Below are 22,802 nucleotides of genomic sequence, written 5' to 3' on the forward strand. Positions count from 1 at the left end.
TTAGCGGATCGTAATCATCTTATCAAAGTTGGCGATTTCGAGGACTTCCAGCGCGGTGCCTTTGGCATTGGCTATCTCAACATCGCAACCATTGGCTTTAGCGCGCTTTTTCAGCAGCACCACCATGCCCAGTGCCGCACTGTCCAAATAAAGCACTTTGGCAAAGTCCAGGGTAATCTGACCGCCTTTTTTACTTTCCAGAATCTGGTTGTATTGCTCGGTAAATGACTTATGAAAACTAAAGTCAAAGCGCTCAGGGACTGAGATTGTTGAATTCATTATAGCTCCGTTAAAACAATTCAATCTCACCTGCTTCTACAGAAGAAGATGATACAGGGTTATGCAGGGCCGCCCACTCAGACTTCACTTTTTGCTGGAACTGTTCCGGGTCGTTTAAAAACACCTGGCGGTGGGCATCATCCATCAGATCGGCAATGTTCATATTCAGCAGGGTAACGGTACCAATGGTATATTCGATATACTGGCGGTTTATGTCACCGAATTGCAGACTGCGGGTGGCATTGTCCAGGGCTGAGTTTAACTCGATAGACAGGTTATGCAGGCCCGACGTGATGTTTTGATCATGTTCGGCCTTAACAATAATCCGCTCCAGCGCCTGATTAATATCTTTTTTCGCCTCAATAACATAGCTCACATCATAGGCTGCCAGTACGCCAATACGATCGCTCAGTGAGGAGATTTTGTCATTGATGCTGTTGATTTGAGTCTGAATCGACTCACTAAACTGGGCTGAGCGATTCGATAAGCTGCGTACTTCATCTGCCACTACAGCAAAACCACGACCATGTTCACCGGCCCGCGCAGCCTCAATAGCTGCGTTGAGCGCCAGTAAATTGGTTTGTGCGGCAATACTGTCGATGTCTTTCAGGGCCTGAATAACCGAGGGGACCGTATCGTTAATGGCGGTAATCTGTTCCAGGATTTCCATAATCCCGGCCGACATGTCGACTGTACTTTGAATAAAGCGATCCAGTGTAACACCGGTGCGCTCTGCGAAGCTGCGCATCCTGTCGCTGTACAGTTCATCACTGTCATCATCGGCTTTGATCAATTGCAAAATAGTATTGCTTTGCTGATCCACCAGGCCTCGCAGTCCAATAAAACTGGTGCTAAGGGTATCCACCGCATCGTTATGGGTAGAAATAATGTTGGCCAGGCTTGACTCGCAATCGGCGAGAACTTCGGTTGACGTTTGCGCGATAGTGTTGAGCGCAGGCTCTGCCGCAATAGCGTTCACCGTGTTGTGTTCCTGCGGCATTGCTGTCACTGACTGTGTCTCTGAGCGGTTTGATTGTGCGGCCGGCGCAAGGTATTCATACCCCAGTACGGCGGCGGCGAGAATAATGACTCCAACTACGCCGGAAACAAAATGAGCGAGTATCAGAGCAACGACTGTTGCTATCCCTACAACAAAATATTTATTCATGACTTTCTCTAATCCACAGGCCAACGCTATGAATTGTAGTACATATATGATGCTACTGTAGGGAAGTATTGAAAGCGTTGCAACTACCTTTGTGGGTAGTTGCAACTAATTGATGATTAATAGGTTTTTCTAATATAGATTAAAATAAAATTATTTTTACTTTAATTACGTAAACATAAATTTGACTGTTAAGTTATTGATTTTTGTTTAAAGCATTCGTTACATGCTTGGCAAACGGTTCTGCTTTCATAAAACCGGTGACCCGGGCCTTTGTTAGCTCGTTGCCGTCCTCGTCGAACAGTAAAATGGTAGGTAACCCCAGAACGTCGAAAGCGTCCTGGAAAGCCAGGTTGGTAGGGGTGTTATCGGTTAAATCGATCTGCATCCATACTGTATTGCTCAGTGCACTAATGACAGCCGGATCAACAAAGGTGTATTTTTCAAACTCTTTACAGGCCACACACCAGTCGGCGTACAGGTCAACCATCACCGACTTGCCCTCAGCATTGGCTGCTGCGAGTTTTTGTTCGAAATCCTCAAGGTTTTTCACCACCATAAAGGTTGGATGCGACGTGGCCTGCAAGGTTGCACCGGCGGATGTCCCGGCGGTTTCGTAATGCCCACTGCTCTGGCCAAACAAAGCGTTATAGCCCAGCATTGCGGATACAAACAGACCCAGGAAAATCACCAGGGTACGTACGCCCTTAGCAAAGGTGGCAGCGCTGGGCTGATTAACAACCTGATAGTAGCTGAAGGCCCCCAGACCGAGCGCCGACCAGAGCAGCATGCTGTAGTCTGAATTCCACAGGCGTTCAACAAATATCACCGCAACCGCCAGCAGCATAAAGCCAAAGGTTGTTTTAATGATGTTCATCCAGTTACCGGCTTTGGGCAGCAATTTACCACCGGTCATGGCAAAGATAATAAGGGGGATACCCATACCCAGGCTAAGGGCGTAAAGCGCCAGGAAGCCCAGGGTCATATCGCCGCTTTGGGCAATGAAAATTAATACACCAGTGAGCGGCGCAGTGGTGCACGGGGAAGCAATTAAACCGGAGAGTATACCCATAACAAAAACACCCACCAGGCTGCCTCGTTGCTGAGCGTTACTCATACCGCTGACTTTTTCCTGCCACTTACTGGGCAACTGGATTTCATATAATCCGAACATGGCTGCGGCCAGTGCCACAAAAACCACAATAAAGGTGCCCAAAATATAGGGGCTCTGCAGCGATGCCTGGAACTGTACCCCGGCAGACGCTACCACCAGACCCAGCAATGAGTACATAATGGCCATGCCCTGTACATACACAAAGGCGAGGGTAAACGCGCGCGACATTTTAATGTCTTTGCCTTGCCCAATGACAATGCCAGACACAATCGGGTACATAGGAAAAACGCATGGGGTAAATGCCAGCCCAATGCCTAAAGCAAGAAACAGCAACAAGGTGACGGTCAGGTTTTCATCGGATTGCAGCAGATTGGCTAAATCATATTGCTCGCTAACCGTCTGAGCAGGCTCTGCGGTGGTTACTGCAGTTTGCCCGGCCCCACCACTGAGCTGACCGCTGACGCTGGTGCCCTGAATTTCGTTAAGATAAATGACCTTGGTAGTGGGGGGGTAACACAGCCCGGCACTGGCACAACCCTGATAGCGAAGTTTAACCACCCCATCCTGAACCGTTTCACTAATGGGGTAGCTGAAGGCGACGGTGTTGTAGTAAACATCTGAAATACCAAAAAATTCGTCTTCAATCTGTTCTGCTGGCGGAAACACCGGCTCGCCCAGCGTGGCATTTTTGGTGGAGGCCTTAAATTGCTTCTTATATAAGTAGTAACCGTCCGCAATGTCAAAGCGGATCACCAGGGTGTCTCCCTGCTGGGCAAAGTCGAAGACAAAGGCTTCCTCTACTGGCAGAAATGACGGTTCGTCACTGAACAGATCATCCATGTTATTGTCGCTTAACTGGGCCGAAGCCACAGTGCTGAATAACAGGGTAATAAATGTCAGGGTGATAACTAAAAGCCGGGACTGATTCACCGAATTACTTCCTCTTTTCAATGTTTAATGCCTGTTCTACCCAGGTACCATAAGCCTCACTTGCCGCACAGGCCGGTACGGCAATCCACTGCGGCACATCATAAGTGTGCAGCGATGTAACCAGTTGCTCTGCTTCGGCAAGTTTGTGCTGGTGGGTTTTGATTAGCAGCAGGTGTTCCTGATCCTGTATCACTTTGTTTTCCCAACGATACACCGAGGTCATTCCTGGTACTATCTGAACACACGCGGCCAGATGCTGCGCCAATAGCTCGGTAGCAATGGTTTGTGCGTTATCATGCGAATCTGTGGTGCAATATACGATACAAAGGTTTGTCATATTTCCCATAAGACCGGATTTATCCCAAATACTATTCAACTTGTCCGACTTGCCGGCACTTTACCGAGCAAATCGGGTCTGTGACAAGTCAATCATCGTTAGTACGGGATAAACTTGCGATACGATGACTTGGGTTTGCACAATTGTGCCCCATCTTCATTAACTGAACCTTAAGACTGCAACAGGAAACCTACTTTGCGCTTTTTATTATTACTTTTTATTGTCATGCCAATCGCCGAAATTTCGCTGTTGCTGCAGGTGGGTGACTTAATAGGTGGCTGGAATACGGTAGGATTGATTATTGTCACGGCATTCGTAGGCGCTTATCTGGTGCGTCAGGAAGGCATCTCTACCTTGCAAACTGCGCAGGCCAAGCTGGCGCAGAATCAGGTGCCGGGCAATGAAATGCTCGAAGGCATGTTACTGGTGATTGCCGGGGTGTTGTTGGTTACACCGGGCTTTATAACCGATATTCTCGGCTTTACCTTTGCGTTACCGTTTTCGCGAAAATTCATTGCTGCCAGAGCAGCCAGTCACCTGACCGTTAAAACGTTTAATGCAACGCAACAGTCAACCTATCAGTATACCCATCGTCCGTCGGCTCAGGATGACGGCGATACCATTGAAGGCGAATATACCGATAAGTCAGAAAACGACCCGAACAAGCGCCTGAAATAAGCTTCAGGCACTGTCTGTCAAACTTACAGAGCGGCTTCCAACGCGGCTAACTTCGCTTCCATAAAGGCTTCAAACTGATGCTGGTTTTGTGCCTGATCTGGGTGTCCCGGCCAGCTCGCAAAGAAACCATACTGATACTCAGTGGTGGGTTTAAACTTAAACAGGTAATCATGGGGCCCGACAAATTGTTCGGCTATATCGCCTTTCTGCACGAATAAAGCCATCCCCAGTTCCAGGTCATCACCGAGAAGGTTTTGTTTGCCGTAGGTGGCTATCATTTTCCAGTTTGGACTTTCTTTTTCGATATAAGCCACACCTTCATGCTTAACCAGACCGGTGATCAGGTTGTCCATGGCAACCGATGATTCCACCGACACAAGGGTACTGGGATCGCCGGCTTTGATGCTGTAAACGGTTGTTACATCGGCGCTGATACCGTCGACTGTCCAACCGTCATATTTTACCTCAAACTGACTTTGCTCAGCGCCATTTTCAAGTAAACGCCAGTGGGTGGCATCGACATTTTTAAAGTGTTGTACGCCGCCATCGACCCAACGCCCTAAGGCCCCCAGACCAACTGACTTACCCACTTTTAGGGCATCGCCACCCCACTCACTGAGTTCATGATAACTGTCGTAACCGTCCTGTCCGACCTGAGGCAAAACGATATCCGTGGTGGTTTTTACAAAGACATCGATACCATTACGCCAGTCCAGGTACAGACGGTAGCCAACCAGATCATTTTCCCAGCCCGGGCCTTCATAGCGCAGGTAATATGAGTGATCGGTGAGCTGTTCCGGCGAAGTAAAGGATTCCACCGTGGAAAACTGAAAATCGTCGGCCACATATTCGGTGCCTTGCCATGCGCCGCCCTGACGAACGGATAATTCTGCGTGGGTTTTTACTACCGGTTGTGCTGGTGCAACCGTTGATTGGGTCTTCGACGGGGCATTATCAGAACAGCCTGAGAGCAGTATGGATGCGGCGAGTAGCGATTGTACGAGGTGCCGTTTCATGGTTTTCTCCGTGTTTAGCTTTAGATAATCAATAGTAAAAATTTAGTTAATCATATTGACAATTGCCACCGGTGGCAATTATTTTAAATATTGTTAACAAAGTTTGTTCCACAGGTGAACCTGTTAACATCTTTTGAATTGGTAATCGCAAAGTGAAGCAAGAGGTGACATGCCAGATTTTAGTTTAAGCCATCGTCGGGCCCTGGTGACCGGTGCCAGCAGAGGCATAGGACAAGCGTTAGCCGTAGCTCTTGCTGAAGCCGGTGCCGATGTTATTTGCGCCAGCTCAACGGCGGGTGGATGCGATGAAACGGTGGCCAGGATTGCCAGCATGGGTACGGTGAAAGTCGCTCAGTTGCATGCCGATCTTAGCGATATGCACGCCGTTCAGGCTCTCGCTGACGATGCGCTCGCGTTATGGGGCGGCATCGATATTCTGGTGAACAATGGCGGCACCATTTTCCGCAGTCCGGCAACAGAGTACCCGTTAGCAGAATGGCAAAATGTCCTCAAAGTGAATCTCGACGCCAGCTTTTTGCTCTGCCAGCAGTTGGGTAAAAAAATGCTGGAACAGGGCAGTGGCAAGATCATTAATATCGCTTCCATGCTCAGTTACAGTGGCGGGATTACCGTACCCGCCTATACCGCCAGCAAGCATGCGATTGCCGGGTTAACCAAAGCCCTGGCTAATGAATGGGGCGCATCGGGGGTTCAGGTCAATGCCATTGCGCCCGGTTATATTCGCACAGATAACACGCAGGCATTGCAGGATGATGCTCAGCGCAGCAGCGAAATCTGTGCCCGTATTCCTGCCGGTCGCTGGGGGAATACTGACGATTTAAAAGGGGCCGTGGTGTTTTTAGCCAGTTCGGCCAGCCAGTATATCAACGGCCACGTACTGGCGGTTGATGGTGGCTTTCTGGCCCGTTAATTTACAGGACACAAGATCATGACGACTGAATATGAGACCCGCTATGCCATTGGCCAGCAAGAAGCCAAAGGTTACGACACCCAGGCACTACGGGATGCCTTTCTTGCCGATAAGTTGATGCAACCGGGCAAGATTTACTGGGTATACAGCCATTACGAGCGCTTTATGGTAGGGGGTGCTGTGCCGGTTAAAAGCGGTCTTACACTGGATACGCTGGACGCATTGAAATCGGCTTGCTTTACCGCTCGCCGGGAAGTGGGGGTGATCAACGTTGGCGGACCCGGCAGAATAGCAGTCGACGACACGTCGTACGCTCTTGAAAAAGGCGAAGCCCTTTACATTGGTGCGGGTGAGCACAGTGTGACGTTCTATTCTGAAAACAGTGACGAACCGGCCCGTTTCTACCTGAACTCAGCGCCTGCACATGCCAGCTACCCGTGTAAAAAAGTGGGTAAAGAAGAGGCCAACGTGCTGCATCTGGGATCACCTGAAACCGCCAATCAGCGCGATATTCACCAGTTAATTATCAATGGTGTGGTTGATACCTGCCAGTTACAAATGGGCCTCACCCGGCTTTATCCGGGCAGTGTATGGAATACCATGCCGGCTCATCAGCATGATCGCCGTAACGAAGTGTATTTTTATCTGGATGTGCCAGAGGGCCAGGCGGTGAGTCATTTTATGGGAGAGCCCCACGAAACCCGCCATATCTTTGTGCAGAATCACCAGGCCATATTATCACCACCGTGGTCCATTCACTGCGGCTGCGGTACTGCCAACTATGCCTTTATCTGGGGCATGGCCGGCGAGAACCTTGATTATGATGATATGGATAAATTCCCTGCCAGCGAGCTGCGCTAGGAGCGTTTCGATGTTTAAAACGATAATTAGGTTAACCAGTGTTGTGGCTGTGAGCCTGGCATTGGCCAGTTGTGGGTCCAACAATGACAGTGAGGTCACGACTTTGCGTCTTGGACATACACTGGATACCCAGCATTCCGTGCACCAGGCCATGGTGTATTTTGGTGAGCGCCTGAGTGAGCTGTCGGATGGTGCCATGGATGTAAAGATTTATCCGAGCAGTCAGTTGGGCACCGAACGCGAGATGATTGAGTTACTGCAAATTGGTTCGTTATCCATGACCAAAGTTTCGGCCAGTCCGCTTGAGGGCTTTGTGCCGGCCATGAAGATCTTCAGTATCCCCTACATCTTTCGCGATAATGATCACTTCTGGAAAGTGCTCAACAGCGAGGTGGGTAAAGGGTTATTAAAAGGGGTCGAACCGTTTCGCCTGAAAGGCCTTGCCTACTACGATGCTGGCAGCCGCAGTTTTTATACGAATAGCAAACCCATACGAACCCCGGCAGATTTGGCTGGCATGAAAATTCGGGTGCTCAACAGCCCTACTGCAGTGCGCACGGTCAGAGAACTGGGCGGCGCTGCTACGCCGGTGGCCTGGGGGGAGCTCTACACGGCTCTGCAGCAAGGTGTTGTGGACGGCGCAGAGAATAATCCGCCGAGCTATTATTTGTCGCGCCATTATGAAATTGCCCGTTATTACTCGCTGGATGAGCATACGTCGGTACCAGACGTAATGCTGATGTCATTACGGGTGTGGGAAAACCTTACCGACCAGCAACAGGCGTGGGTCGATGAAGCGATGCAGGATTCAGTGCTCTTCCAGCGTAAGGCCTGGCAGGCGTCAACGCTAGATTCTCTGGCAAAAGTCAAAGCTGATGGGGTGGAAGTGATTTATCCCGATAAAAAGCCGTTTGTTGAAGCTGTGAAGCCCTTTCATGAAAGCCTGCGCGGCACTGCCGTTGGCGATCTCATTTCTCAAATAAAGGCCATGTAGTATGCGCAAGGTTATCCGATTGATTGATCAACTCGTTGCCGGCACCTTAATGCTGGCGATGACACTCATATTACTGACCGTGGTGTGGCAGGTGATCTCCCGCTATATCCTGCAGGATCCGGCCTCTGTAACCGAAGAGCTATCGCGCTTTTTACTGATTTGGATTGGTCTGCTCGGGGCAGCTTTTGCTTATCGACAAAAAGTGCATCTGGGCTTCAATCTGATTGTTGAAAAACAGTCTGAGCTAGTCGGTAAGTACATACTTACGCTGGTTGAGTTGCTGGTGATAACATTCTGCGCAACCACACTGTTATTTGGCGGCAGCCAGCTGGTGTCACTGACTCTGGAGCTGGAGCAAATCTCTGCGGCGCTGGGAATTCGCATGGGCTATGTTTATGTGGTATTACCGGTTTCGGGGCTTCTGCTCATCTGGTACGGGCTAATCAATATTCACAACCTGTGGCTGGCCGACGAAGAAGGAGCACTATAATGGATTACACTGCACTGGTGCTGGTAGTCACCTTCTTTTTACTACTCATTCTGAACGTACCAATTTCGTTTAGCATTGGTATTGCCACCCTGGTGGCGATGCTGATGAGCATTGATTTTACGCCAGCGGTAACCACTATCGCACAACGCATGGCCGGCGGCCTGGACAGCTTTGCCTTGCTCGCCATACCGTTTTTTGTACTGTCAGGCATGATCATGGGGCGCGGCGGCATTGCCAAACGCCTGATCAACTGTGCGCTGGCGCTCATTGGCTCATTGCCTGGCGGACTGGCGTTGGTGAACGTGGTGTCGTGTATGCTGTTTGGTGCAATCTCTGGGTCGGCTGTAGCGACTACCTCGGCCATCGGCAGTTTTATGCTGCCGGAAATGAAAAAGCAAGGTTACGACGAAAACTTCAGTGCAGCGGTTACGGCTGCTGCTTCAACCACCGGTATGCTGATACCGCCAAGCAATATTCTGATTGTGTATGCTATTGCCAGTGGCGGGGTATCTATTGCGGCGCTCTTTATGGCCGGTTATTTACCCGGTGTCATGGTGGGACTGGCGCTGATGATGGTGTGTTTTATTCATGCCAAGCGTAAAGGTTATGCCACCGCCGATCGGCTGCCACTAAAAGTTGTGGTGCAGCAGGTGGGGGCAGCGATACCCAGCTTGTTTTTAATCTTTCTGGTTATTGGCGGGATTGTGGGGGGTATCTTTACCGCCACTGAAGCCGGCGCCATTGCAGTGGTTTATTCACTTATCCTGGCGGTGGGCGTTTACCGCGAAGTGAAGCCCAAACAACTACCGGATATTTTACTGAAATCGGCCGAAACCACCGCTATTGTTATGCTGCTTATTGGTGCTTCTACAGCCATGTCGTGGATGCTGTCCTACGCCAACATTCCGCAAAATATCAGTGCCTTTATGCTGGAGGTGAGTGATAACCCGATTGTTATTCTGCTGCTCATCAACCTGTTGTTAATTGTTGTGGGGGCGTTTCTGGATATGACCCCGGCAGTGCTGATATTTACGCCGATTTTTCTGCCGGTGGCGGCGGAACTGGGCATGTCACCGCTACAGTTTGGCATTATGATAGTGCTGAATCTGTCGATTGGCTTATGCTCACCACCGGTTGGGGCCGTACTGTTTATTACCTGTGCCATTGCTAAAACACGCCTGGATAAAATTATCCGGCCGTTGCTGCCGCTTTATGTTGCCATGTTCGTGGTGCTGATGCTGGTGACCTATGTGGCCTTGTTTAGTGAAGCCTTACCTGCACTGTTTGGGGTGTAACGGCCCTGACTGTGCGGGATAGGAATAAATAAGATGATGGTGCCGAGAGTAGCGTAACCGGGCGGTTAACGTTAAACTCAGCCCGGTTAAATAAAAAACAAAAATAAAGAGTACTCTGCATGGACAAGAAGCCAACCATTAATGATGTGGCACGAATAGCCGGGGTTTCCAAGCGCACCGTTTCCCGGGTTATTAACGGTGCCTCAAATGTTGGCGCCGCGACCCGCGAAAAAATACAGCGGGTGGTTGATGAGTTGGGTTTTTCGCCGGATAAACAGGCCCGGGGTCTGGCGGCCAGTCGGTCTTATTTGATTGGACTGATTTATGATAACCCCGATGCGCTCTATATCGACCAGGTGCAGCGCGGTGTCCTCGACGTGTGCTCTAAAAAAGGTTACGAACTGGTGGTACACCCCTGCAGTTACCGCAGCGATGAGTTTATCAGCAATTGTGTGGGCTTTGTGCGTCGTTCAAATATCGACGGCGTGATTGTTCTGCCGCCGGTGTCTGAGTCGAATGAGCTGGCAGCGGCCCTCGAGAATCATGGCATTAACTATGTAAGGCTGACGTCGGTAGATATTGATGATAAAGAAAATATCGTGGTGTCAGACGATCGCGCCGCATTAAGTGATATGGCGCGCTATCTGGTGTCTTTAGGACACAAGGATATCGCCATAATTAGCGGACCAAACCATTATTACTCCACGGTAGAGCGGTTGGAAGGGATAACCCAGACACTAAAAGAACTGGGGTTATCGATTCCGGCTGAACGAATAGTGGAAGGCAAAAACAGCTACGAGAGTGGCATTGAATGTGCCCGGGCGTTACTGATTCAAACGCCGCGCCCGCAGGTAATTGTGGCCAATAACGATGAAATGGCTGCCGGTGTCCTTAAAGTGGCTCATGAACTGGGTATCGATGTGCCCGGTGAATTATCGGTAGCCGGTTTTGATGACAACTTACTGGCGTCGCGGGTCATTCCGTCACTTACAACGGTACAACGGCCGGTGGTTGCTATGGCAGGCATTGCCGCCAAAAAGATTGTTGCCCTGATTGAAAATAAGCCAGCTGAAGGTGTGGAAGAATACACCATTAAGCCACATCTTATTATTCGCGAATCAACACGCAAAGCCGCCAAACAATAGCAGAGAAAAAATAAAGAAAATCTGCTTTAACGTAATTTGCCACCGGTGGCATTAATGTTAAATGTGTGGTAATTTAATAAACAATTGGAACTAACGTTTAGAGATTTTATGGCCGATCAAACCAAGCTTATACAGGTGCACCCAAACGATAATGTGGCGGTGTCGACCATGGCGCTGTCTGCCGGAACCATCGTAGATACCTTGTCGGTCACCGTTGCCAGTGACATTCCCGCTGGCCATAAAGTCGCCCTGAGCGACATCGCCGCTGGTCAGAAAGTAGTGAAATACGGCTTTGCCATCGGCATTGCGCAGGCTGATATTAAGCGTGGTGATCACGTTCACAGTCACAATTTAAAAACCGCCTTAAGCGGCCAGGAAAACTATCAGTACGAGCCGGTAAGCACGCGTAAACCGGTTACCAGGCCAGCCCAGGCCAGTTTTATGGGCTATCGCCGGCCCAACGGTAAAGTGGGGATCCGAAATGAAGTCTGGATCATCAATACGGTGGGCTGTGTTAATCGCACCGCTGAGCGAATTGCGGCCGAATGTGAACGGCGCTTCTTTGGCGAATGCGATGGTTTTCGGGCATTTACTCATCCGTTTGGCTGTTCGCAGTTGGGCGACGATCTGCACGATACGCAAACTATCCTGGCGTCCCTGGCGTCTCACCCTAACGCCGGCGCGGTGCTGGTGGTAGGTTTGGGGTGCGAGAACAACCAGTTGTCGAATTTACTGGAAAAAGTTGAGCGCCCGGCCTCGCAGATCCGGTTCTTTAATTCCCAGCAGGTGGGCGATGAAATCGAAGAAGGCATCGCGCTTATTCATGAAATGCTCGCCGATGTGGGCAAATGTACCCGTGAGCCCATTGATGGCAGCGAACTGGTGCTGGGTGTGAAGTGTGGCGGGAGTGATGCGTTTAGTGGCATTACCGCCAACCCCTTAGTAGGTCGCATGACCGATTTAATGGTTAAACAGAACGGCAGTGTGCTGCAAACTGAAACCCCGGAAATGTTCGGTGCCGAACAGTTACTGATGAACCGGGCGACCAGCCAGGCAGTATTCTCCGAGATTGTTGAGCTGGTGAACGACTTTAAACAGTATTTTATCGATAATAATCAACCGATTTATGAGAACCCGTCGCCGGGTAACAAAGCCGGCGGACTCACCACGCTGGAAGAAAAGTCGTTGGGTGCCGTGCAAAAAGGCGGTCAGGCACCGGTTAACGGTGTGTTGCAGTACGGCGAACCTTTGTCGAATAAAGGCCTCAATTTGCTTCAGGCACCGGGTAACGATGCGGTAAGTTCCACTGCGCTTGCCGCCAGCGGCGCGCACATCATTTTATTCACCACCGGACGGGGTACCCCGCTCGGCTTTCCTGTACCCACAGTGAAAATCTCATCTAACAGTGAAATTGCTCATAAGAAGCCACACTGGATAGATTTTAATGCAGGTCAGATATTGCAGGGCACCAGTATTGATGACTGTGCTGCTCAGCTGTACCAGCAATGCCTGAATATTGCGTCGGGCGAAAAGACCTGCAACGAGAAAAATGGCAGTCACGATATAGCGATCTGGAAACGTGGCGTAACCCTGTAACAAAGAGACTGATATGAAACCAATACTATTACACGAAGACAGACTGTTTCCGGCTGACGAAGCAACACGCGCTGTCGCTCGCTCACTGTATAACACAGTCAAAGACCTGCCTATTATCAGCCCCCACGGCCACACCGATCCGCGTTGGTTTGCCTATGACGAAAATTTTGGAAACGCCACAGAACTGTTCATTTTGCCCGATCATTATGTGTTCAGAATGCTCTATAGTCAGGGCGTTACACTGGAGAGTCTGGGCATTCGCCGCTGGGATGGTGGCCCAACCGAAAGCGACCCGCAAAAAATCTGGCAAACCTTTGCTGATCACTATTACCTGTTTGCTGGCACACCATCGAGAATGTGGCTGGATACGGTGTTTAAGAATGTGTTTGGCTTAACCGACATGCTGTGCAGCGAAAATGCCATGGAGTATTACCATTTCATCACCGCTGAGCTGGCCAAAGATGCCTACAAACCACGGGCACTGATGGATCGTTTTAATATTGAACTGATTGCTACCACCGAAGGCGCTCTGGATAATCTGGAGCATCACCGGGTGTTAAAAGGCACTGGCTGGGATAAGCGTGTTATTACCTCATTCCGTCCGGATGATGTAGTCGACGCCTCCCGCGAAGACTTTGCTCAGAATATTGAACTGCTGGGTGAAATTACCGGCGAAAATACTACCGACTGGGATGGTTATCTGGCCGCTATTCGCCAGCGTCGGGAGGTTTTCCGCGAGCATGGTGCAACAGCCACCGATCACGGCCATCCTACCGCCCGCACGGCTGACTTGTCTAAAGCCGAATGTCAGGCATTATTCAGCAAGTGCCTGAGTGGTCAGGCCGGCGACGCCGATCAGGAGTTGTTCCGCGCTCAGATGCTTACCGAATTAGCCGGTATGAGTATTGAAGATGGAATGGTTATGCAAATCCATCCGGGCGCATTTCGTAATCACAATAACGATGTGTTTACCAAATTTGGCCGTGATAAAGGCGCAGATATTCCGCTGCAAACCGAATATGTTAACGCACTGAAACCGCTGCTGGATAAATACGGCAACGATCCACGTCTGAATATTATTTTGTTCACGCTTGATGAAACCGTGTATTCCCGTGAGCTGGCCCCGCTGGCCGGACACTATCCATGCCTCAAACTGGGCCCGGCCTGGTGGTTCCACGATAGTCCGGAAGGCATGCTGCGCTATCGCCATCAGGTAACCGAAACCGCCGGTTTATTTAATACCGTTGGTTTTAACGATGACACCCGCGCCTTCCTGTCGATTCCGGCTCGCCACGACGTAGCCCGCCGCATTGATAGCCGGTTCCTGGCCAATATGGTGGTGGAACATCGAATCAGCGAAGAAGAAGCTGGCAGCCTGATAAAACAACTGTCTTATGACTTAGCGAAGAAAGCTTACAAACTGGGGCAGGCTTAATCATGGTGGCGTCTTTAAACAATGCTACGCTGGCTAACCTGCCAGCCGAGGTAAAAACGCCGGATTACGATCGTGCTGAACGCGGTCGCGGTATTGTGCACATCGGGCCAGGCGCATTTCACCGCGCTCATCAGGCTGTGTATACCGATATGGCCATGGCCTATGGCGGTAACTGGTGTATTACCGGTGTGTCGATGCGCAGCGCTACACTGAAACAAAAGCTGGCCGGGCAGAACAATCTGTATTCACTGGTAGTACTGGACAACGAGCCCTATGTGCAGGTAATCGGCGCCTTCGACAGCGTACTGGTATTAAATGATGACCGTGAAGCCATTATGGCTGCGCTGACCGACGCCAATACTCATATTATTTCGTTAACGATTACTGAGAAAGGCTACTGCCTGACCAGTAATGGTGAACTTGATACGTCACACGCCGACATCATGCACGATTTATCCAATCCTGATGAGCCGGTATCGGCGGTTGGGCTTATTGTGAGCGCGCTCAAGCACCGCTTTGAGCAGCAACAGGCCGATATTACCGTGATCAGCTGCGACAACCTGGCGGATAACGGCAAAAAACTGGCCAAAGCCGTGTTGCAGTTTGCCGAGAAAATCCAGCCGGAACTGGCGCAGTGGATTGAACAAAATATTGCCTTTCCCTGTACCATGGTTGATAGCATTACGCCGGCCACCGATGAAGCACTGATTAGCCTGGCGGCCGATAAGCTGGGTGTTGAAGATGCCTGGCCTATTCAGCGCGAAGGCTTTACCCAGTGGGTGGTTGAGGATAAATTCAGCGGGCCGCGTCCGGCCTGGGAAAAAGTAGGGGTAACCTTCACCGATGATGTGGCTGCCTTTGAAAATGCCAAACTGCGTATTTTAAATGGCACCCACTCAACGCTTGCGTACACCGGGATCCTGCTTGGTAAAGAAACCGTTTATGAAGCGATTAGCGACACCGCGCTGGAAGCGTTTATTCGCCGCTTGCTGAGTGATGAAATTATTCCGTCTATTAACGCTGAAGGCGTGATGGATTTACCCGCCTACGCGGAAGATATTTTAAATCGCTACAAGAATCGCCACATCCGCCACTTGTTGGCACAAATTGCCTGGGATGGTTCGCAGAAGCTGCCTTTCCGGGTGCTCAATACCGTGCGCGACAACTTAAAACTTGGTCAACAGGCGAAATTACTGTGTGTGCCCATTGCCGCGTGGATTTTATTTATTGCCAAACGTGCCAACGATCAGGATGAGCTGGTGGATCCGCTGGCCGAAACCTTAATTGGTTTAGCCAATCAGCACCAGGGTGACCTGTCAGCACTCGGTGCAGCTGTGCTGAATTTGCCTCAGGTGTTCGCCGAACTGACGGCTAACAAATGGTTTAAAGACACCGTGCTGGAATATGTTGAGGTGCTTTCATCCATCAACGGCGACAATGCTGCCGAAGTGTTAGGAGCGTTGTAATGTCCGACTTTAAAAGCCTGATAAAGGGCACGCCATTACTACCGATTCTGCAGCCACAAAGTGTAGAGCAGGCCGTTAATATTGCCGGCGCCGTGCATGCCAGTGGTTTACGCAGTATTGAAGTTGTGCGTCGTACACCAGTAGCAGCGGCCGCCGTGACCGCCATTCGCGAAGCATTTCCGGAGCTGTTGGTGGGTATGGGCACAGTGTTAAATCAGGAGCATGTGCAGGAAGCGGTAGATGCCGGGAGTCAATTTATAATTACCCCGACTATCAGTGAAAAACTGCTGTCGGCGCTGAGCGATATTAATATTCCCTATCTGCCTGGTACTGCGTCTCCCTCAGACATTTTACTGGCCGTTGAGGCCGGCTTGTCGGAAGTGAAATTCTTTCCGGCCAGTTTAAGCGGTGGTGCCGCTATGCTGAAAAATTTCAGCGCTATTTTTCCGGAAGTATCACTGTGCCCAACCGGTGGTATTTCCAATTCTAATTTGCATGAATACAGCAGTCTGCCCAACGTGTTCGCCGTGGGCGGCTCCTGGATGATTCCAAAGAGCTGTGTAGCAAGCGGCGACTGGCAGGGCGTAACCGCTGCCTGTGCGCTGGCGCAACAACAATTTACTAAGGATGCCGCGTGAAAAGAGTCGTCATTTTTGGGGAATGTATGGTGGAACTGGTGTCAACCAGCGCCACCGAACTAAAAAAGAGTTTTGCGGGTGACACCTACAACACCGCAGTGTACTTAAAACGCAATGCGCCGGGCCTGTCGGTAAGTTATCTGACTGCTATTGGCGAAGACTTTTTAAGTAATGAGCTGCTGTTTGCCATGGGTGATGAGCAAATAAATACCGACCATGTTTATCGCTGTAGCAAGCGTAACCTGGGGTTGTATATGGTACGAACCGACAAGTACGGTGAGCGTACCTTTGCCTACTGGCGGGATGGCTCGGCAGCCACACAAACCCTCAATGTGATGTCTCAGGCCCCGGATAATATTGAGATGTTTTATTTCTCGGGTATTTCGGTGGCTATTTTAGATATTGAGCAGCGCGAGAAGCTGTTTGACCTGATCAATACCTTACGCAGCAGCGGATGCCGAATTGTTTTTGATCCTAACTACCGTCCACGCCTGTGGCGTGATCAGCAGGAAGCTCAGGAATGGATGGATAAAAGTTATCAGGTTGCTGACATCGCGTTCCCTGGTGGTGATGATCACCTGGCGTTATACGGCCATACCAATGCTGATGATGTGCTCGCCCACCTGGCCCCGTTTGGCATTGGCGAGGTGGTAATGAAAAACGGCGCGGTAGGCGTGCATATTGTCAATCACGAAGGCCAGTTTATCGTTCCGGTGCAAACGGTAACTAACGTGGTGGATACCACCGCCGCTGGCGATGCATTTAACGGCGGCTACCTGGCAGCGCGTTTGTCTGGTAAAAACGTGACTGAGTCAGCCAGCTTTGGTGCCATGGTGGCCGGTACGGTTATTCAGCATCCCGGCGCCATTATTCCGGCTGACACCTTAAGAAAGGCCGTAACCCCCCTTTAATGAATAAATCAGCAGGGTAACTTTGCAGCCCTGCTGGCTTACCGCCCATCCCCGCTATTTACCATTTATCCGTCGTTATTACCGTTAGTCATTTAATCCACCAGACTTGATTTAATCAGGCATTCTGTGTCCGATACCAATTCATATGGAGGATTACCCACTCAGCATGACTGGCAGGCTTTCTGGTTAGGCTTGATTGCGCAGGGTTTACTGCAAAACCAAACAAGTGTAACAACGCCATAGAGCCTGCCAGTCCTGCCCAAAGGGAGTGGCCAAAACGACTTATATCTGTGTTGCGCCCTCTGGACATAGAATGGCTATGCCACAGAGAACGCGTCGTGATTTAAGCCGTTTTGTCTCACTCTGAGAGGGGAATCCTCCATACGGATTGGTATGTTAAACTCAACCGTTAAGGAGACATTTTATGCTTAGATGGATTACAGGTTTGGTTGCCGGATTACTCCTGGCAAATAGCAGTGCGGCCATGGATACCGCTGGTGATTGGTATGGCGAACTCAATATTCAGCCTGGCGTATCATTGCCTGTGGTACTGCATATTGCGGGCACTGAGCCCGACTGGCAGATTAGTCTGGATAGTCCGAGCCAGGGGGCTTTTGGCATTCCGGGCAGAGCCGAAAGTATTTCCGAGACTCAGATAAAGGTGAAGTTTGCTGCCATCGGCGCTTCTTATGAGGCGGCGCTGGAAGACGGCAAGCTGGCAGGGACATTCACTCAAAGCGGCAAATCTTTTGCGCTGACCCTGGCCCGCCAGAGCGAGGAAGGAAAAGAGCAAGCCAAACAAGCCGCGGCACGACCTCAGCACCCTGAAGCGCCTTTTCCCTATACCGTTGAAGAAGTCAGTTACCCCCATACTTCCGGGGCTTTTGAGTTTGCCGCAACGCTTACTCTGCCTGACGGCAAAGGCCCTTTTCCGGCAGCCATACTGGTGTCTGGCTCGGGCTCTCAGGATCGTGATGAAACCCTGATGGGTCATAAGCCTTTTCTGGTGATTGCCGATCACCTGACTAAAGCCGGCGTTGCCGTGTTACGGTTTGACGATCGCGGTACAGCAAAAAGCGGTGGTACCTTTGCCGGGTCAACCATAGAGGATTTCAGCACCGACGTGGCATCTGCTTTCGAGTACTTAAACACCCGGGATGAAATCGACCAGCAAAAAATTGGCCTGATTGGACACAGTGAGGGCGGTGTCACGGCACCATTGTTTGCTGCTCGTCAGCCAGAGGTTGCATTTGTTGTGCTGCTCGCAGGATTAGGTGTGGATGGCACAACCTTATGGGCCGAACAGCAACGGGATATGGTGATTGCCTACGGATTGCCCAATGGCGAGGCTATTTATCAGGCGATGCGCGTTTTTGCTGAGCAGGTGATTGCCGGAGAAAGCCCTCAGGCTATAGAGCAGGATTTACTGAGCAAAGGTTATGACAAAGCCACCGCCCAACAGTATCTTAAAGTGGTGGCCAACGAGTGGGGGCGAAGCTTTTTAACCTATCAGCCTGAAGAGGTACTGCCAAAGCTGACTATGCCGGTACTCGCATTAAATGGCGAAAAGGATTTGCAGGTGGCTGCAGCCACGAATATCGGAGGTATGGAGGTCATTTTTGCAAGCTCTGAAAACGAGGATGTGACACTGAAGATACTGCCAGGTCTCAATCACCTTTTTCAGCAGGCTGAATCCGGCCTACCGGACGAATATGGCAGAATTAATCAGACGTTTGCGCCGCAGGCGCTATTGATTATCAGTGACTGGATCAGCAGCCGGGTGGAGGAATAGTGTGAAACAATACTGGCTGCTCCAGGTTACCGGTTGGGGATTATTCTTCGCCATCGACTCAATGTTAAAAGTGACCGCAGGCATAGTCAGCTATCCGTTATTTATCGCTGTCTTTATCCTCTATGGCTTTGCTATGGCGGCTTCACATTGTTTGCGTATCTGGTATCGCCGCTGGCAGCGTTTACCCTTGTTAAAAGTCGTTGCCGGTGTCGTGTCAGCATCCCTGCTTTGTGCCGCCGGGGCAACGAGTCTGATGCTCGGCACCCTGGTGGTCATTAAAAACCCAATTATCCAGCAGACCAGTGGCTCGTTGCATTTGCTGTTTATTCACAATCTGCTGGTGGTCTGGCCCGTTCTGCTTATTTGGAGTGGCCTGTACTTTTTTATTACCCGGCAACGCAAAGTAGATGAACTTGAAACGTCTCAGGAAGACCTCCAGCAAAACCTGCAACAGGCGCAGTTAAACGCCTTGCTGAGTCAGTTAAATCCGCACTTTATGTTCAACTGCATTAATAATATTCGTGCACTGATTTTAGAAGACGCGGCAAAGGCCAGAGACATGCTGGCCAATCTGGCTGATATGTTAAGGTATAATCTGCAAAGTGATGCCGGAGAAACCTCATCGCTGTCTGCCGAACTGGCTATTGTTGAGACTTACGTGAGCCTGATGAAGATGCAGTATGAATCGCGTCTGGCCTACCAGGTGACGGTGGACGATACAGTTAGCCAGCATTGCCCGGTGCCGCGATTAATGCTGCAATTGCTGGTGGAGAATGCCATTAAGCATGGTATCGCCAAGCAGATAGAGGGCGGCCTGGTAACCGTGACTATCCGCCGTAATGAACAAAACCTGCTGATTGAGGTGACCAATCCTGGCATGCTGGATACCCGGCAGGGCGGGATCGGCGTTGATAATATCCGGCAACGACTGGCATTGCTGTATGCTGAGCATCATGACCTTAACCTGAGTCAACAGGAAGACAAAGTGGTGGCAAGGGTACTAATACCCTATAAGGACGAAGCATGCGGGTAGTCATTGTAGAAGATAGCCGACTGGCGAGACTGGAATTATGTGAACAGCTTTCTCAATTGCCCGATGTTACGTTAGTGGGGCAGGCGGATACCGTGGAAAGTGCCAGAGGCATGATTAATGAGTTGCAGCCCGACCTTATTCTGCTGGATATCGACCTGCCTGGCGGCAACGGTTTCGATTTGCTGGAGCAACTTGAGGTGCTGCCACTGGTAGTGTTTACCACCGCCTATGATGAGTTTGCCGTGCGTTCCTTTGAAGTGGATGCACTGGATTATTTGCTAAAACCCATTACCCTGCCGCGCTTAACCAAAGCGCTGACTAAAGCACAGGGGCAGCTTCGTGCTGAACCCACTGGGCAGACCGATGCAACGCTTCATGCCAACAGTCAGTTGTTTGTCAAAGAGGGGGAACAATGCTGGCTGATAAAACTGCATCAGGTGCAGTTGTTTGAGTCGGTGGGTAACTATACCAGGGTCTATTTTGATCAGCATAAGCCGATGTTGAATAAAGCCATTTCTCATATCGAGGCGCGCTTGCCTGAGGCCGAGTTTTTCCGCATTAACCGGTCTGAAATTATCAATCTGGCGTTTATTGACGAGATTGAGGTACCGCTCAACGGACAATGGCAGGTACGCATGCAAAACGGCCGTATTCTGGTGCCTTCCCGCCGCCAGGCACAGGCATTTAAGCAGCGGTTATCACTGTAAGCTGATTTAAACGATGTTATCCTCAGGCTATCAATACGCAGGAATAATAAAAATATGAAGCCGATAGTGTATGTTTCAGGTACCTTTGACCTGTTTCACAGTAACCACGTGAAAATGATTGAATATGGCGCAGGTTTTGGTGGCACCCTGATTGTAGGGGTGAGTACGGATGAGTTGGTTTGTACCTATAAAAACCCCCCGGCCGTGCCTTATGAAGAGCGGGCAACCATTATTTCTGCCCTGAAATATCCGAACATGGTGATCCCACAACGCTCACTGGATCACACCGACCGTGTGAAAGACCTCAATATCGATGTGTTTGTGGTCGGCGATGACTGGCGCGGTAAGTATGATTATCTGCGCGATTTGGGCGTGGAAGTGTATTACTTCCCTTATGGTGAAGGGGTCAGTACGTCCAAGCTGAAAGAGCAAATTACTGAGCAGTACACCAAACTGAAAAGTACCGCAGACAAACACGAAAATCCGGAGATTAAAAAGCCATGAAGCGTATTTTAATCACTGGCGGTAGCGGCGATTGGGCGCAAAGCTTTAAGCAGCAATACGGCGAACAGTTCCACATTGATACCCCGGGGCGCAGCGCGTTGGATGTTACCAGTGAAATATCGGTAAAAGCGTATTTTGCCAGTCAGTCTGCGCCTTACGATATAGTGATCAATAACGCCGGTTCAATCCACCCTAAGCGTATTCTGGAGTCGGACAGTGCTCTGTGGGTAAACGATATCCAGGTGAATCTGGTAGGTACTTATTATGTATGTAAGTATGCACTTACTGCTTCTGAATCCACTCAATTAATTCAAATTTCATCAACGGCCGGGTTTAATGCTTACAAGGACTGGTCGTCTTATTGTGCGTCAAAAGCCGGCGTGATCACCTTATCGAAAAGCCTGGCGGCGGATGGTTATAACTCGGTGTGCTTATGCCCGGGCGCCATCGATACCAAGTTCCGCGATTACTTTGACCTACCTAACAATAATATGATGACCTGTGAGCAACTTACGGATTACGTTATGCAGGTTATAAACGGTGAATTTGCGCCGGGAGATGTGTTGTTTATCCGGGCTAATGAGTTTGAGTTGAATCCGTGAATAATACCCATTCCCTGTGCGGGTTGGTATAACAGGCCAGCGCTGAATAACCGCCGGCCTTTACAAGTGGCCATAACCAATGCGCTTACAGTGAGTCGCGGTAAACGTACTTCGCTAGCGGATGATTACGGGCACGCAGGTCACGAATGAAAAACTGCGCTATTTTAGAGGCACCCACTACATTTAAGTGGGTGTTGTCGGTTTTACCATCCGGATAGCGGGTGTATAAATCCGGTGGTACCTGAATAAAATACTGGCGGCTTTCGGGTTCACCGATGGATGTTAAGAATCCACAGGTTTGTTCGTTCAGGTCAAAGAACTCAACCCCTTCAGCTTCGGCAACTTGTCTGGCAGCATTAGCGTAATCGATGAGTTTACGTTGCAGCTTACCTTGTTCATCAAAATGGCGACGGCAAATAGAGCTGGCAATCATGGGAATGGCTTTTTGCTCACGCACTTCTTTGATGTACTGACGCAAAAACGCCGGATAGTCTTCATCTACCGAGGCGTAGCGCGCCGGATCGTCTTTTTTCTGGTCGTTATGACCGAACTGAATTAAAACATAATCGCCTTCTTTGAGCTCGGATAACACCAGTGCCCAGCGTCCTTCATTGATGAAGCGGCGAGTACTGCGGCCATTGGCAGCATGGTTTACGATTTCCAGTTCTTCGTTCATGTACTGAGGCAGTAACTGGCCCCAGCCACGTTCAGGGTAAGCCAGGTTGGGTTTGTCAGACATAGTTGAGTCGCCCACCAGATGCAGCGCCACCCGGGTAGGATCCCAGGCCAGAGAATGAGAGCAAAAAGCCGACAGTATCAGCGCAAAGACAACGCGTTTCATCTTTTCTCCTTAAAAATAAAAAAAGGCCATTTGTAACAAATG

23 protein-coding genes are annotated in these 22,802 nt (G+C 50.1%); 17 read left to right on the plus strand and 6 right to left on the minus strand.

Translation table 11 applies throughout. The annotated features are described in order from the left end of the window. From AC27IB_RS03290 to cutA, 4 genes are all read right to left on the minus strand, one after another. A complete protein-coding gene (locus AC27IB_RS03290) occupies positions 1-279 on the minus strand; it encodes an STAS domain-containing protein (protein ID WP_296045995.1) in 279 nt (92 codons plus the stop codon). Between the two features lie 10 nt (positions 280-289). Continuing rightward, positions 290-1,447 carry a methyl-accepting chemotaxis protein gene (locus AC27IB_RS03295; protein ID WP_487118888.1) on the minus strand — a complete coding sequence of 386 codons (1,158 nt, stop codon included), beginning with the start codon at positions 1,445-1,447 and terminating at the stop codon, positions 290-292. Between the two features lie 193 nt (positions 1,448-1,640). Then, positions 1,641-3,488 carry a protein-disulfide reductase DsbD gene (locus AC27IB_RS03300; protein WP_487118890.1) on the minus strand — a complete coding sequence of 616 codons (1,848 nt, stop codon included), beginning with the start codon at positions 3,486-3,488 and terminating at the stop codon, positions 1,641-1,643. A 4-nt stretch (positions 3,489-3,492) separates the two neighbouring features. Further along, the gene (cutA, locus tag AC27IB_RS03305) at positions 3,493-3,825 is read right to left on the minus strand and encodes a divalent-cation tolerance protein CutA (protein WP_487118892.1); all 333 of its coding nucleotides are present in this window, start codon (positions 3,823-3,825) and stop codon (positions 3,493-3,495) included. Between the two features lie 195 nt (positions 3,826-4,020). Between cutA and AC27IB_RS03310 the strand changes: the two genes are divergently transcribed. Continuing rightward, on the plus strand, positions 4,021-4,503 hold the full coding sequence (locus AC27IB_RS03310) for an FxsA family protein (protein WP_487118894.1): 483 nt from the start codon (positions 4,021-4,023) through the stop codon (positions 4,501-4,503). Between the two features lie 23 nt (positions 4,504-4,526). On the opposite strand, the gene AC27IB_RS03315 is transcribed toward AC27IB_RS03310, so the two are convergent. Next, positions 4,527-5,519 (minus strand): DUF4861 family protein, encoded by a 993-nt coding sequence (locus AC27IB_RS03315; protein ID WP_487118896.1) that lies wholly within the window; start codon positions 5,517-5,519, stop codon positions 4,527-4,529. A 169-nt stretch (positions 5,520-5,688) separates the two neighbouring features. Here AC27IB_RS03315 and kduD point away from each other — a divergent pair, with 169 nt between their 5' ends. The 16 genes from kduD to AC27IB_RS03395 all read left to right on the plus strand — a co-directional run bounded on the left by kduD (position 5,689) and on the right by AC27IB_RS03395 (position 21,919). Continuing rightward, a complete protein-coding gene (gene kduD / locus AC27IB_RS03320) occupies positions 5,689-6,450 on the plus strand; it encodes a 2-dehydro-3-deoxy-D-gluconate 5-dehydrogenase KduD (protein ID WP_487118898.1) in 762 nt (253 codons plus the stop codon). An 18-nt stretch (positions 6,451-6,468) separates the two neighbouring features. Beyond that, entirely contained in the window at positions 6,469-7,311 is an 843-nt protein-coding gene (kduI, locus tag AC27IB_RS03325; RefSeq protein ID WP_487118900.1) for a 5-dehydro-4-deoxy-D-glucuronate isomerase, read from the plus strand. Between the two features lie 10 nt (positions 7,312-7,321). Continuing rightward, positions 7,322-8,305 (plus strand): TRAP transporter substrate-binding protein, encoded by a 984-nt coding sequence (locus AC27IB_RS03330; RefSeq protein WP_296046014.1) that lies wholly within the window; start codon positions 7,322-7,324, stop codon positions 8,303-8,305. 19 nt (positions 8,306-8,324) lie between these two features. After that, positions 8,325-8,795, plus strand: coding sequence for a TRAP transporter small permease (locus AC27IB_RS03335; protein ID WP_487118902.1), 471 nt, complete (start codon positions 8,325-8,327; stop codon positions 8,793-8,795). Beyond that, complete coding sequence (locus AC27IB_RS03340) at positions 8,795-10,090, plus strand: TRAP transporter large permease (protein ID WP_487118904.1); 1,296 nt, start codon at positions 8,795-8,797, stop codon at positions 10,088-10,090. The genes AC27IB_RS03335 and AC27IB_RS03340 overlap by 1 nt, the downstream gene beginning before the upstream one ends. Positions 10,091-10,209: 119 nt before the next feature. After that, positions 10,210-11,235, plus strand: a complete 1,026-nt coding sequence (locus AC27IB_RS03345) for a LacI family DNA-binding transcriptional regulator (RefSeq protein ID WP_487118906.1) — start codon at positions 10,210-10,212, stop codon at positions 11,233-11,235. 108 nt (positions 11,236-11,343) lie between these two features. Then, positions 11,344-12,831: a UxaA family hydrolase gene (locus AC27IB_RS03350; RefSeq protein WP_487118908.1), complete on the plus strand. Its 1,488-nt coding sequence runs from the start codon at positions 11,344-11,346 to the stop codon at positions 12,829-12,831. 13 nt (positions 12,832-12,844) lie between these two features. After that, a complete protein-coding gene (gene uxaC / locus AC27IB_RS03355; protein ID WP_296046029.1) occupies positions 12,845-14,266 on the plus strand; it encodes a glucuronate isomerase in 1,422 nt (473 codons plus the stop codon). A 2-nt stretch (positions 14,267-14,268) separates the two neighbouring features. Continuing rightward, positions 14,269-15,732: a mannitol dehydrogenase family protein gene (locus tag AC27IB_RS03360; RefSeq protein WP_487118910.1), complete on the plus strand. Its 1,464-nt coding sequence runs from the start codon at positions 14,269-14,271 to the stop codon at positions 15,730-15,732. Beyond that, entirely contained in the window at positions 15,732-16,370 is a 639-nt protein-coding gene (eda, locus tag AC27IB_RS03365; protein WP_487118912.1) for a bifunctional 4-hydroxy-2-oxoglutarate aldolase/2-dehydro-3-deoxy-phosphogluconate aldolase, read from the plus strand. The genes AC27IB_RS03360 and eda overlap by 1 nt, the downstream gene beginning before the upstream one ends. Further along, positions 16,367-17,281, plus strand: a complete 915-nt coding sequence (locus tag AC27IB_RS03370) for a sugar kinase (RefSeq protein ID WP_487118914.1) — start codon at positions 16,367-16,369, stop codon at positions 17,279-17,281. The genes eda and AC27IB_RS03370 overlap by 4 nt, the downstream gene beginning before the upstream one ends. Before the next feature lie 424 nt (positions 17,282-17,705). Then, positions 17,706-19,073 (plus strand): alpha/beta hydrolase family protein, encoded by a 1,368-nt coding sequence (locus AC27IB_RS03375; protein ID WP_487118916.1) that lies wholly within the window; start codon positions 17,706-17,708, stop codon positions 19,071-19,073. 1 nt (position 19,074) lies between these two features. Next, a complete protein-coding gene (locus AC27IB_RS03380; protein ID WP_487118918.1) occupies positions 19,075-20,106 on the plus strand; it encodes a sensor histidine kinase in 1,032 nt (343 codons plus the stop codon). Then, the gene (locus AC27IB_RS03385; RefSeq protein ID WP_296046046.1) at positions 20,097-20,813 is read left to right on the plus strand and encodes a LytR/AlgR family response regulator transcription factor; all 717 of its coding nucleotides are present in this window, start codon (positions 20,097-20,099) and stop codon (positions 20,811-20,813) included. The genes AC27IB_RS03380 and AC27IB_RS03385 overlap by 10 nt, the downstream gene beginning before the upstream one ends. Before the next feature lie 54 nt (positions 20,814-20,867). Beyond that, on the plus strand, positions 20,868-21,317 hold the full coding sequence (locus AC27IB_RS03390) for an FAD synthase family protein (RefSeq protein WP_296046049.1): 450 nt from the start codon (positions 20,868-20,870) through the stop codon (positions 21,315-21,317). Beyond that, complete coding sequence (locus AC27IB_RS03395) at positions 21,314-21,919, plus strand: SDR family oxidoreductase (RefSeq protein ID WP_487118921.1); 606 nt, start codon at positions 21,314-21,316, stop codon at positions 21,917-21,919. Before AC27IB_RS03390 ends, AC27IB_RS03395 begins: the two co-directional genes overlap by 4 nt. Before the next feature lie 85 nt (positions 21,920-22,004). On the opposite strand, the gene AC27IB_RS03400 is transcribed toward AC27IB_RS03395, so the two are convergent. Then, positions 22,005-22,760, minus strand: a complete 756-nt coding sequence (locus AC27IB_RS03400; RefSeq protein ID WP_487118923.1) for a rhamnogalacturonan acetylesterase — start codon at positions 22,758-22,760, stop codon at positions 22,005-22,007. Positions 22,761-22,802 lie beyond the last annotated feature (42 nt).

This window comes from Alteromonas sp. 4NH20-0104, assembly GCF_057547795.1.

Coding starts and splice junctions, on each gene's coding strand:
- AC27IB_RS03290 (WP_296045995.1), bottom strand. CDS start 279: ATGAATTCAACAATCTCAGTCCCTGAGCGCTTTGACTTTAGTTTTCAT.
- AC27IB_RS03295 (WP_487118888.1), bottom strand. CDS start 1,447: ATGAATAAATATTTTGTTGTAGGGATAGCAACAGTCGTTGCTCTGATA.
- cutA (WP_487118892.1), bottom strand. CDS start 3,825: ATGACAAACCTTTGTATCGTATATTGCACCACAGATTCGCATGATAAC.
- AC27IB_RS03315 (WP_487118896.1), bottom strand. CDS start 5,519: ATGAAACGGCACCTCGTACAATCGCTACTCGCCGCATCCATACTGCTC.
- kduD (WP_487118898.1), top strand. CDS start 5,689: ATGCCAGATTTTAGTTTAAGCCATCGTCGGGCCCTGGTGACCGGTGCC.
- kduI (WP_487118900.1), top strand. CDS start 6,469: ATGACGACTGAATATGAGACCCGCTATGCCATTGGCCAGCAAGAAGCC.
- AC27IB_RS03330 (WP_296046014.1), top strand. CDS start 7,322: ATGTTTAAAACGATAATTAGGTTAACCAGTGTTGTGGCTGTGAGCCTG.
- AC27IB_RS03340 (WP_487118904.1), top strand. CDS start 8,795: ATGGATTACACTGCACTGGTGCTGGTAGTCACCTTCTTTTTACTACTC.
- AC27IB_RS03345 (WP_487118906.1), top strand. CDS start 10,210: ATGGACAAGAAGCCAACCATTAATGATGTGGCACGAATAGCCGGGGTT.
- AC27IB_RS03350 (WP_487118908.1), top strand. CDS start 11,344: ATGGCCGATCAAACCAAGCTTATACAGGTGCACCCAAACGATAATGTG.
- uxaC (WP_296046029.1), top strand. CDS start 12,845: ATGAAACCAATACTATTACACGAAGACAGACTGTTTCCGGCTGACGAA.
- AC27IB_RS03360 (WP_487118910.1), top strand. CDS start 14,269: ATGGTGGCGTCTTTAAACAATGCTACGCTGGCTAACCTGCCAGCCGAG.
- eda (WP_487118912.1), top strand. CDS start 15,732: ATGTCCGACTTTAAAAGCCTGATAAAGGGCACGCCATTACTACCGATT.
- AC27IB_RS03375 (WP_487118916.1), top strand. CDS start 17,706: ATGCTTAGATGGATTACAGGTTTGGTTGCCGGATTACTCCTGGCAAAT.
- AC27IB_RS03385 (WP_296046046.1), top strand. CDS start 20,097: ATGCGGGTAGTCATTGTAGAAGATAGCCGACTGGCGAGACTGGAATTA.
- AC27IB_RS03390 (WP_296046049.1), top strand. CDS start 20,868: ATGAAGCCGATAGTGTATGTTTCAGGTACCTTTGACCTGTTTCACAGT.
- AC27IB_RS03395 (WP_487118921.1), top strand. CDS start 21,314: ATGAAGCGTATTTTAATCACTGGCGGTAGCGGCGATTGGGCGCAAAGC.
- AC27IB_RS03400 (WP_487118923.1), bottom strand. CDS start 22,760: ATGAAACGCGTTGTCTTTGCGCTGATACTGTCGGCTTTTTGCTCTCAT.